The sequence below is a fragment of the Nocardia sp. NPDC003345 genome (assembly GCF_053589395.1).
Window position 1 is genome coordinate 24,993 of record NZ_JBSFRU010000025.1, and the last position, 9,203, is coordinate 34,195.

Here is a 9,203-nt window from a genome sequence, read left to right on the forward strand (position 1 = left end):
CCGCTACCCCGCGCCGCCCGGTTCGACGATCCGCCACCGGTCCGGTTTACCGGGCGGATAGGCGACGGTGAGAGTATCGCCGATGGCCGGCCAGTACGCGGCGTCCCACACCATGCGCCCGTAGACCACGGTCCCGGGCTCGGTGGGGCCGGTGAGGTTACCGGTGACGGTGACGAACTGTTCGCCCATCGCCTCGGGTCGCGGGCTCACTCCCGTCAGATACAGCGATCCGAGCTCGGCGTCGGCGGGCAGCCGCCCGCCGCGCCGCCCGCGGAACACCAGTACGAGCATTCCCGCCAGTGCGGCCACCATGATCGCCAGCATCGCCAGTTCGAACACCCCACCATGCTAGGCCCCGGCGGCGCGGGCCCCGCCGCCGACGCCCCGGAGCCCGCCGCCGCATCCGCCGGTGCCGCTCGGACGGAACGCCCGCCGACCTCCGGATCCGCGACGAACCGGTGAAAAATCTGCCCGAACGACCGTGCGGCGGAGAAAGATCGGCCGAAACCCCCGCCGACCCGCACTTCTGTGACTCCCGTCCGCGCGCGAATCAATGTGAAACGACGGGGTATACCTTGCCTACCGGTCGTGGAAGGAACCGATCGACATGCCGGAATCTAGAAAAGAGCAGGTGCAATGGGAAGCCGTGTAGCGAGCCTCGTCATCCTCATCTGGTTCGTGGCGGGCATCATCGCCGCGTGGCAGCGGGGTTACTTCAACGATCCACCGGAGGAGTGCTCACATCTCGCGACGCTGTCCGTAACCGTCGTCGCCGGACCACTGAACTACCTCGGACTCAATCCGCGAATGGGATGCACACTCCCCGAACCGAGTAAATGATCCGGAACCGGCCGCCCGATCGGGCGGCCGGTTTCATGTTGCGGCCAGGGTGCTGGCACCCGCGCCGGAACGATGTACGGTCCACACCCCGGTCCGGGTCCGCGCCGACCGGCCGTTACCACGGTCGACCAGTGCGCGGTCGCCGGTGGTGTACACGAGTTGCGCGCCCCGGGTGTTGGTTTCGGGATTCTGGAAAAGTTGCACGAGCCGGTCGGCCTCCTCGATCGTGAGCCGGGCACCGAGATCGTCGACCACCAGCACCTTTCCGGTATCGAGGGTGTCCAGCAGCACCGGCAGCAACCGCAGCAGCGCCACGGTGGCCGACGATTCCTCGGCGAGGGTGAACACCGGTTCCACCCCGCTGTGCACCAGCCGCAGTCCGACACCGCGGCGCGCGACCATCCGGGTGTACAGCGCGTCGCGCGCATTGCGCATATTCGTCAGCTCGCGCGCGAGCTGCACACCGGTCAGGCCGCTGTCCTCCTCCAGTTGCGCCGCGTAGCCGGGCGAGGCGGCGGCGTGGTCGAGCTGCTCGGTCAGCGCGGCGATATCGGCGTCGAGGTCACGCAGGTAGTCGGCGTAGCCGGGGTCGTTCTGGGCGATGAGCAGATCGGTGATCCCGAGATCGGCCGACTGCAACAGCGTCAGCAACCGGGCCGCGTTCTCGGCGGACCGGGACAGATGCGAACCCACCCGCCGTTCGACGGTATCGATATCCGCCTCGCCACGCACCACCTCGAGCATCGTCTCGAACCACCGGTAGGCCGGCACCAGCGCCTCGGCGTACATCTGGCCGGCCAGGCTCAGCAGCAGGGCGTTGGGCCGCACCAGGGGGACCAGGGCGGTGATCCCGAAACGCGCCGGTTCGAACATCGGCCCGACCCGGACCACCTCGCCCTCGCGTTCGAAGACGATCCGGCGGCGATTGCGCGGATGGCTGTACAGCCATTCGGCCGCCACATCGGCGGCGTCGGTGCGGAATCCGTAGGTGTACGGGATGCCCTCGGCGACGAACACCGCCTCGAACTCCGAGGCCCGTCCGGTGTGTTCCAGATGCGGGGTGCGCACCGGCCCGGCGTACGGGTCCCAGCCGGTCACCGATTCCAGGACCGCGTCGCGCATATGTCCCAGCGCGTCGACCAGGTTCGATTTACCGGCCGCGGGCCCGCCGTGCACCGCGGTCACCGGGATCGCCACCGGAGCGGTGGCGCCACGGGTCAGCCGCAGTTCCTGTAGGTCGGCCAGTGATTTGTGGTTGGACACCCGAAAACTGCGCAGCATCCCGCCATCCTGCCGTGTGCCGTCCCGCCGCCGCGGTACGGGGAGCAACCCGTGTCGGAGATTGCTTCGCGCAGACCGCCGCGGTCCGGACGACGGCTCGGATCTTCCACCGGCCGGCTTCGCCGACTCCGCTGCCGCGGGCACCACCGTGCCGGGACGGAGCGGCCGACGCCGCGTGCGGAGCGGATCCGGGGCCTGCGCGTGCTATTCCGCGTCGGTGGGCTCGGCCTCGGTAGCGGCATCGTCCTGCCCGGCGGACTCTTCCCGCGGGCGGACCGCGTCCGGACCCGACTCCAGCAGCAACCGGAAACCGTCCTCGTCCAGGATCGGCACCCCGAGTTCCTCGGCCTTGGCTGCCTTGGTGCCCGGCGAGTCGCCGATCACCACGAACGCCGTCTTCTTCGATACCGAACCGGCCGCCTTACCTCCGCGCAGCAGGATCGCCTCCTTCGCGCCGTCGCGGGAGAACCCCTGCAGCGATCCGGTGACCACGATGGACAGGCCCTCGAGGGTGCGGGGAATCGATTCGTCGCGTTCGTCGGCCATCCGCACTCCGGCGGCCCGCCATTTGTCCACGATCGCGCGGTGCCAGTCGACCGCGAACCATTCCGCGACCGCGGTGGCGATGGTGGGCCCGACTCCTTCGGCGTTCGCCAAATCCTCCAGCGAGGCCTGCTCGATCCGTTCCATACTGCCGAACTCGCCCGCCAGCGCCCGGGCCGCGGTCGGCCCGACATGCCGGATCGACAGCCCCACCAGCACCCGCCACAGCGGCAGATCCTTGGCGGCGGCCAGATTGTCGAGCAACCGCCGCCCGTTCGCCGAGAGGCTGCCGTTCTTGTTGACGAACAGTCCGACCCGCTGCAACCGGTCCGCGTCGAGGTCGAAGAGGTCGCCTTCGTCGCCGATCGCACCGGCGTTCAGCAGCGCGATCGCCGCCTCGTAGCCGAGCGCCTCGATATCGAAGGCGCCGCGCCCGGCCACATGGAACACCCGCTCCCGCAACTGCGCGGGACAACTGCGCTGATTGGGGCAGCGAATATCGGCGTCGCCCACCTTCTCGTAGGCCAGTTCGGTACCGCATTCCGGGCAGTGCGTGGGCATCTCGAAGGCGCGTTCTTCACCGGTGCGGGCGTCGGCCACCGGCCCCAGCACCTCCGGGATCACATCGCCGGCTTTGCGGATGGTGACGGTATCGCCGATCAGAACGCCCTTGCGCACCACCTCGGCGGCATTGTGCAGGGTCGCCATCGAGACCGTGGACCCCGCGATCACCACCGGTTCCATCACCGCGAACGGCGTGACGCGCCCGGTCCGCCCGACGTTCACCGCGATATCGCGCAGTTTCGTGGTGGCCTCCTCGGGCGGGTACTTGTAGGCGATGGCCCAGCGCGGCGCGCGGGAGGTCGAGCCGAGCCGGCGTTGCAGCGACAGTTCGTCGACCTTCACCACCAGGCCGTCGATCTCGTGCTCGATATCGTGCCGGTGCTCGGCCCAGTAGGAGATGCGCTCCAGTACCGCGTCGACCCCGGTCACCAGTTTCGTATGCGCGGAGACCGGCAGGCCCCAGGCGGCCAGCGCCCGGTACGCCTCGTGCTGGGAGGCCGGGGTGTATCCCTCGGTCCGGCCGAGACCGTGGCAGATCATCCGCAGCCTGCGGCGCGCGGTGACCGCGGGATCCTTCTGCCGCAGCGATCCGGCCGCCGTGTTGCGCGGATTCGCGTAGGCCGGTTTCCCTTCGGCCACCATCGCGGCGTTCAGGGTTTCGAAATCCTCGAGCCGCAGGTACACCTCGCCACGGATCTCGAGCAGCGCGGGAATCGGAAACCGCGGATCGGCCGTCAGCTCGCCCGGGATGTCCTCGATGGTGCGCGCGTTGAGGGTGACGTCCTCACCGGTGCGCCCGTCGCCGCGGGTGGCCCCGCGAACCAGTTTTCCGTCGCGGTAGACGAGGTTCAGCGCTACACCGTCGATCTTCACCTCGCACAGATAGTGCAGGTCCGGCCCGGTCTCGGCCTCGACACGCGCCACCCACGCCCGCATATCCGCCTCGGAGAAGGCGTTGTCGAGGGAGAGCATCCGCTCGAGGTGGTCCACCGGGGTGAAATCGGTGGCGAAACCCCCGCCCACCAGCTGCGTGGGCGAATCGGGGGTGCGCAGATCCGGGAACCGGTCCTCGAGCGCCAGCAGTTCCTGGAAGAGGGTGTCGAATTCGCCGTCGGAGATGATCGGCGCGTCCCGCACGTAATACCGGAACTGATGTTCGCGGACCGTATCGGCGAGTTCCTGCCAGCGCAGGCGCTCCGCCCCCGGGGCGGGGGGTGGAGCGGCATCCGTACCGGGCTCGGCGGGGCTTCCGATCTCACTCACATCTGGCAGATTAGTCCAGCCCACCGACACCGCGGCCGCACCGGAACCGCACGTCGCGGCCGGTTCGGGCCGCTATCCGGGCGCGGGATCGCGGATCGCGCGAGCACGTGTGGTCCGGGAAGGAGCCGACGGCCGCCCGGGGCCGCGAGGCGCCGGCCCAACGCTATTGCGCGACGACCGATTCGGGATCCTGGGCGAAGGCCTCCGCGGTATCGGAGGCCAGCCGCAGCGCCTCCCGTGCCCAGCCCGGCTGCGCACCGGCCAGCCCGCACGCCGGGCTCACCAGGACCCGCCGCGCCAGCTCCGCGCGCGGGAAACCCAGGCGGTCGATCAGCCGCACTCCGGGTTCGGCGATCTCGCGCCAGGTCACCGGCGGGGTCGGCCGGGTCGTGGGTACCAGCCCGAGGACCAGGTACTTGTCCCGGTCCAGTGCCTCCCCCAGCGCGTCGAGCGCGGCCGTCCCCGAAATCGTGGCCAGGTCGAAACCCAGCGCCGTCGCCGCCGAGCGGCCGAGGAAGGCCAGCGGCGGCGGGCTCGCGCAGGTGTGCACCAGCGTCGGTACCCGCTGCTGCTCCAGCACCGAGTCGAGCAGCGACAGCGCCTCCGGCTCCGGTACGGCGGCGACCGTGTTCAGCACACTCGCGCCGCGCAGCGAGCCGTCGAGCACCTGTCCCAGCGAGGGTTCGTCCAACTGCAATACGACCCCGGCCTCGAGCCGGGACCCGATCTCGGCGATATGCGCCGCCAGTCCCTCGGCCAGCGAACCGGCCAGATCTCGCACCGCGCCCCGGTCGGTGAGCACCCGGTGCCCGCCCGGGAGTTCCACCTGCGCGGCGAGCGTCAGCGGGCCCGCCGCCTGCACCTTCACCGTGCGGCCCGCACCGCGCAGCCCGGCGTTCTCCCAGGCCTCCTGCAACGCGTCCAGATCGGTACGCAGCAGGTCATGGGCCCGCCGGGAGGCCGAACCGGGCCGGGCGGCCAGCCGGTATCCGCGCGGTGTGGTGTCGAATCGCATATCGACCAGTAGCGCCGAGGCCCGCCCGACGGTATCGGCGCCGACCCCGCGGGCCGGCAGTTCCACCAGGTGTGGCAGGCCGGGCAATTCCCCGACCGTCACCGCCGCGGCCTCGCGTGGATCGGTACCCGGCCAGGACCCGACCCCCGTCGCCACGCCGGCCGGGAAACCGGCCTCGCTCATCGAGGCGCGCCGGCGGCGGTACGTGCGGTCGCCGAGATGGTGCCACTGCCGAGTACCGCGTCACCGGCATCGTCGGGGCCGTACAGCACCGCGGCCTGACCGCGCGCCACTCCGCTCAGCGGCTCCCGCAACCGGACCAGCATCCCGGCACCGACCGCTTCGGCGGTGGCGGGTGCCGTCCCGCCGTGGGCACGGACCTGCACGACGCAGTCGATCGGCCCCTCCGGCGCGGCACCGGAGGTCCAGACGGCCCGGTCGGCCTCGATCTCCCAGACCTCGAGATCGTCGACCGACCCCACGTGCACGGTCCCGGAATCGGAATCGATATCGGTGACGTAGCGGGGCTTGCCGTCGGGCCCCGGGCCGGGCAGGCCCAGTCCCTTGCGCTGGCCGATGGTGAAACCGTGCACACCGTCGTGGCGGCCGAGTTCGGTTCCCTGCGCATCGACGATGGCACCCGGCCGGATGCCGATCTTCGCGCCCAGGAAGGCCTGGGTGTCGCCCGAGGGGATGAAGCAGATGTCGTGGCTGTCGGGTTTGTTCGCCACCGCGAGACCGCGTTCGGCGGCCTCTTCCCGGATCCGCGGCTTGGGGGTGTCGCCCACCGGGAACATGGCCCGCGACAGCTGGTCGGCCGTCAGCACCGCCAGCACATAGGACTGGTCCTTGTCGGCGTCCACCGCGCGGCGCAGTACGCCGTCGGCGAGCCGGGCGTAGTGGCCGGTGACCACGGCGTCGAAGCCGAGCGCCACCGCGCGATCGGCCAGGGCCGAGAACTTGATCTTCTCGTTGCAACGCAGGCACGGGTTCGGGGTCTCGCCGGCGGCATAGGCCGCGACGAAATCGTCGATCACGTCTTCTTTGAACCGGTCGGCGAAATCCCAGACGTAGAACGGGATACCGAGGACATCCGCGGCACGGCGGGCGTCACCGGCGTCCTCCTTGGAGCAGCATCCGCGCGATCCGGTGCGCAGGGTCCCCGGGGCCGACGAGAGCGCCAGATGCACCCCGACCACCTCGTGCCCGGCGTCGACGGCCCGGGCCGCCGCCACCGCCGAATCCACTCCGCCACTCATCGCGGCGAGTACGCGCATGTCTACGCTCCTCCTCTCGCACCGGCCAGGCCCGCGGCCCTGGCTCGCGCCACCACCTGTGGCAATACATCCAGCACAGCATCGATATCGGATCGCCGCGAGGTGTGCCCGAGGGAGAAGCGCAGCGAACCCCGCGCCTCCCGGGCCCCGACACCCATGGCGATCAGCACATGGCTCGGCGACGCCACTCCCGCGGTACACGCCGAACCGGTCGAACACTCGATCCCGGCGGCGTCGAGCAGCATCAGCAGCGAATCGCCTTCACATCCGGGGAAGGTGAAATGGACGTTGCCCGGCAGCCGCCGTTCGTCGTGCGGGCCGTTGAGGACCGCCTCCGGCACCTCACGGCGCACACCCGCGATCAGCTCCTCGCGCAGCACCGTCAGTTCGGCGGTCCGCGACGCCATCTCGCCGACGGTCTCGCGCAGCGCCGCGGCCAGTCCGGCGGCGGCCGCCACATCCGAAGTGCCCGACCGCAGGTCGCGTTCGTGCCCACCGCCGTGCAGCAGCGGAACGCAGCCCACCTGCCGGCCGAGCAGCAGCACACCGATTCCGTGCGGACCGCCCAGCTTGTGGCCGGCGAAACTCGCCGCCGCCAGCCCGCTCGCCGCGAAATCGATCGGCAACTGGGCGGCGGCCTGCACCGCGTCACTGTGCATGGGCACACCCGCCGACTGCGCGGCATCCGCCAGTTCGCGAACGGGCTGGATCGCACCGATCTCGTTGTTCGCCCACATCACCGTCACCAGCGCGACCTCACCCGCGTGTTCGGCCAGGGCGGCGCGCAGGGTGGCGGGGGTGACGATGCCGTCGGCGTCCACGGGCAGCCACGTCACGCGGGCGCCCTCGTGCCGCTCCAGCCATTCCACCGCGTCGAGCACGGCGTGGTGTTCGGTGGCCGAGGCCAGAATGCGGGTGCAGCGGGGGTCGGCGTCGCGACGGGCCCAGTAGATGCCCTTGACGGCGAGATTGTCGCTCTCGGTGCCGCCGGAGGTCAGGATCACCTCGGAGGGCCGGGCGCCGAGATCGGCGGCGATGGATTCGCGCGCCTCCTCCAGCCGCCGCCTGGCCTCGCGGCCCGATCCGTGCAGCGAGGACGCGTTCCCGACCTGCGTGAAGACAGCGTTCATCGCCTCGATGGCGGCGGGCAGCATCGGTGTGGTCGCCGCATGATCGAGGTAGACCGTCGTGGGCACACCGCTGACAGCACCCGGGAAAGCCGACTTCATGACCGACAAAGCCTATCCCACCGTTGACCTGCACATCTTTGGGGTCTCCCCCCTCCTTCTACAATTTTTCTACAAACTGCACACGATTCATAACAGTGCAGGCACCACCGACATTCCTGGATTTGCTCGGCCGGATGGCAGAGATGGCATCGACAAAACTGTGCCCTTGGACGATATGTGCGCAGCACTCGCGGTCCTACAGCCTCGTGTGTGACCGCTACTTTCCTGCTGCGCCGGGTTGGCGCGCTCGTCATCACCTCGATCCTGGCCGGTGTCCCCGCCCGGCCTGGTCGCAACACGTACGACGAGCTCATCGCAGTCAGCAGCCGCGCGGTGCCGGTCTGCCAATGGACGACGTCACGGCCGCGGCTCTTGCGGATCACGGTGGCGCAGCGGTTCACCGTATCGAGGTCGGCGACGTCGAGGATCAGGCTCTCCTCGGCGCGAGCGGCGGTCTCGTACAACATCATCCGAACACGGCGTGGTGACGGCCCGATCCAATGCCGTGGCCGAGGCGACCACATCGGCGACCCGTGTTGCCATACCGCGGCGAATACCAGAACCGCCAAGACTGGCGGAGCGACACCGATCGGTCGGATCCTTCGGGAGGAATTGGATCGGCGGCCTGCTCGCTGCCGCTCTGGCCTGCTACAAGAAACTCCCCACGTAAGCCACCCTCGTAGAGGACGGCGCCGGCACCGCTACAGACAGGTGCCGACCCGTGCCTCGGCCTCAGCCCTGAACGACGACGTCGTACTGGCCGGCACCACCGTTGGGGCACCAGACCGATACCTTTCGGGGGCCCGGGGGCAGGTTGTCGATGAACAGGTTGCCGGAGGGCGCCACATCGAGGTTGACGGTTTGCGGTGTTCCGACGTAGGGGTCGACTCGGCACCACTCCGGTCGGTCACCGTTGGTGGTGGTCACGGACACGACAATCCACTTCTTGCCTGCGGTGACCGTCGCGGTCGCATCGGCGTTGGCGACGCCGGCCATGGTTACCAACGCGATCGGTGCCGCGACCAGCGCGGTGACGAGACCGAGGATCTTCGACGTCTGCATGATGTCCTTCCTTGACGCTGTTGCCACTATGCCTGCCGTAGCGCGCAGAGATCAATTGTGCCACAACAGTTTTGAACGATGTTTGTTCTCGATGAATGTGGACGATGCGCGGCGCCGGAACTCGATCCC

8 protein-coding genes are annotated in these 9,203 nt (G+C 69.7%); 1 reads left to right on the forward strand and 7 read right to left on the reverse strand.

Annotated elements, in window-relative coordinates; genetic code table 11:
• Nucleotides 1–3: 3 nt before the first annotated feature.
• Complete coding sequence (locus ACWDU1_RS05415; protein WP_449996052.1) at nt 4–339, reverse strand: hypothetical protein; 336 nt, start codon at nt 337–339, stop codon at nt 4–6.
• Between the two features lie 297 nt (nt 340–636).
• Between ACWDU1_RS05415 and ACWDU1_RS05420 the strand changes: the two genes are divergently transcribed.
• Complete coding sequence (locus tag ACWDU1_RS05420; protein WP_449996053.1) at nt 637–840, forward strand: hypothetical protein; 204 nt, start codon at nt 637–639, stop codon at nt 838–840.
• 33 nt (nt 841–873) lie between these two features.
• Here ACWDU1_RS05420 and ACWDU1_RS05425 read toward each other — a convergent pair whose 3' ends face one another.
• From ACWDU1_RS05425 to ACWDU1_RS05450, 6 genes are all read right to left on the reverse strand, one after another.
• Complete coding sequence (locus ACWDU1_RS05425; RefSeq protein ID WP_449996054.1) at nt 874–2,121, reverse strand: AAA family ATPase; 1,248 nt, start codon at nt 2,119–2,121, stop codon at nt 874–876.
• 204 nt (nt 2,122–2,325) lie between these two features.
• Complete coding sequence (gene ligA, locus ACWDU1_RS05430) at nt 2,326–4,482, reverse strand: NAD-dependent DNA ligase LigA (protein ID WP_449996060.1); 2,157 nt, start codon at nt 4,480–4,482, stop codon at nt 2,326–2,328.
• A gap of 172 nt (nt 4,483–4,654) precedes the next feature.
• On the reverse strand, nt 4,655–5,689 hold the full coding sequence (locus ACWDU1_RS05435; protein WP_449996055.1) for a methionine synthase: 1,035 nt from the start codon (nt 5,687–5,689) through the stop codon (nt 4,655–4,657).
• Nucleotides 5,686–6,783 carry a tRNA 2-thiouridine(34) synthase MnmA gene (mnmA, locus tag ACWDU1_RS05440; protein WP_449996056.1) on the reverse strand — a complete coding sequence of 366 codons (1,098 nt, stop codon included), beginning with the start codon at nt 6,781–6,783 and terminating at the stop codon, nt 5,686–5,688. Before mnmA ends, ACWDU1_RS05435 begins: the two co-directional genes overlap by 4 nt.
• Nucleotides 6,784–6,785: 2 nt before the next feature.
• Nucleotides 6,786–8,012, reverse strand: coding sequence for a cysteine desulfurase family protein (locus ACWDU1_RS05445; RefSeq protein WP_449996057.1), 1,227 nt, complete (start codon nt 8,010–8,012; stop codon nt 6,786–6,788).
• A 732-nt stretch (nt 8,013–8,744) separates the two neighbouring features.
• Nucleotides 8,745–9,074, reverse strand: coding sequence for a hypothetical protein (locus ACWDU1_RS05450; RefSeq protein ID WP_449996058.1), 330 nt, complete (start codon nt 9,072–9,074; stop codon nt 8,745–8,747).
• Between the last annotated feature and the right edge of the window lie 129 nt (nt 9,075–9,203).

Excerpts from the sequence above, each read along its gene's own strand:
- ACWDU1_RS05420 (WP_449996053.1), top strand. The coding sequence starts at position 637 with ATGGGAAGCCGTGTAGCGAGCCTCGTCATCCTCATCTGGTTCGTGGCG.
- ACWDU1_RS05425 (WP_449996054.1), bottom strand. The coding sequence starts at position 2,121 with ATGCTGCGCAGTTTTCGGGTGTCCAACCACAAATCACTGGCCGACCTA.
- ACWDU1_RS05445 (WP_449996057.1), bottom strand. The coding sequence starts at position 8,012 with ATGAAGTCGGCTTTCCCGGGTGCTGTCAGCGGTGTGCCCACGACGGTC.
- ACWDU1_RS05435 (WP_449996055.1), bottom strand. The coding sequence starts at position 5,689 with ATGAGCGAGGCCGGTTTCCCGGCCGGCGTGGCGACGGGGGTCGGGTCC.
- mnmA (WP_449996056.1), bottom strand. The coding sequence starts at position 6,783 with ATGCGCGTACTCGCCGCGATGAGTGGCGGAGTGGATTCGGCGGTGGCG.
- ACWDU1_RS05450 (WP_449996058.1), bottom strand. The coding sequence starts at position 9,074 with ATGCAGACGTCGAAGATCCTCGGTCTCGTCACCGCGCTGGTCGCGGCA.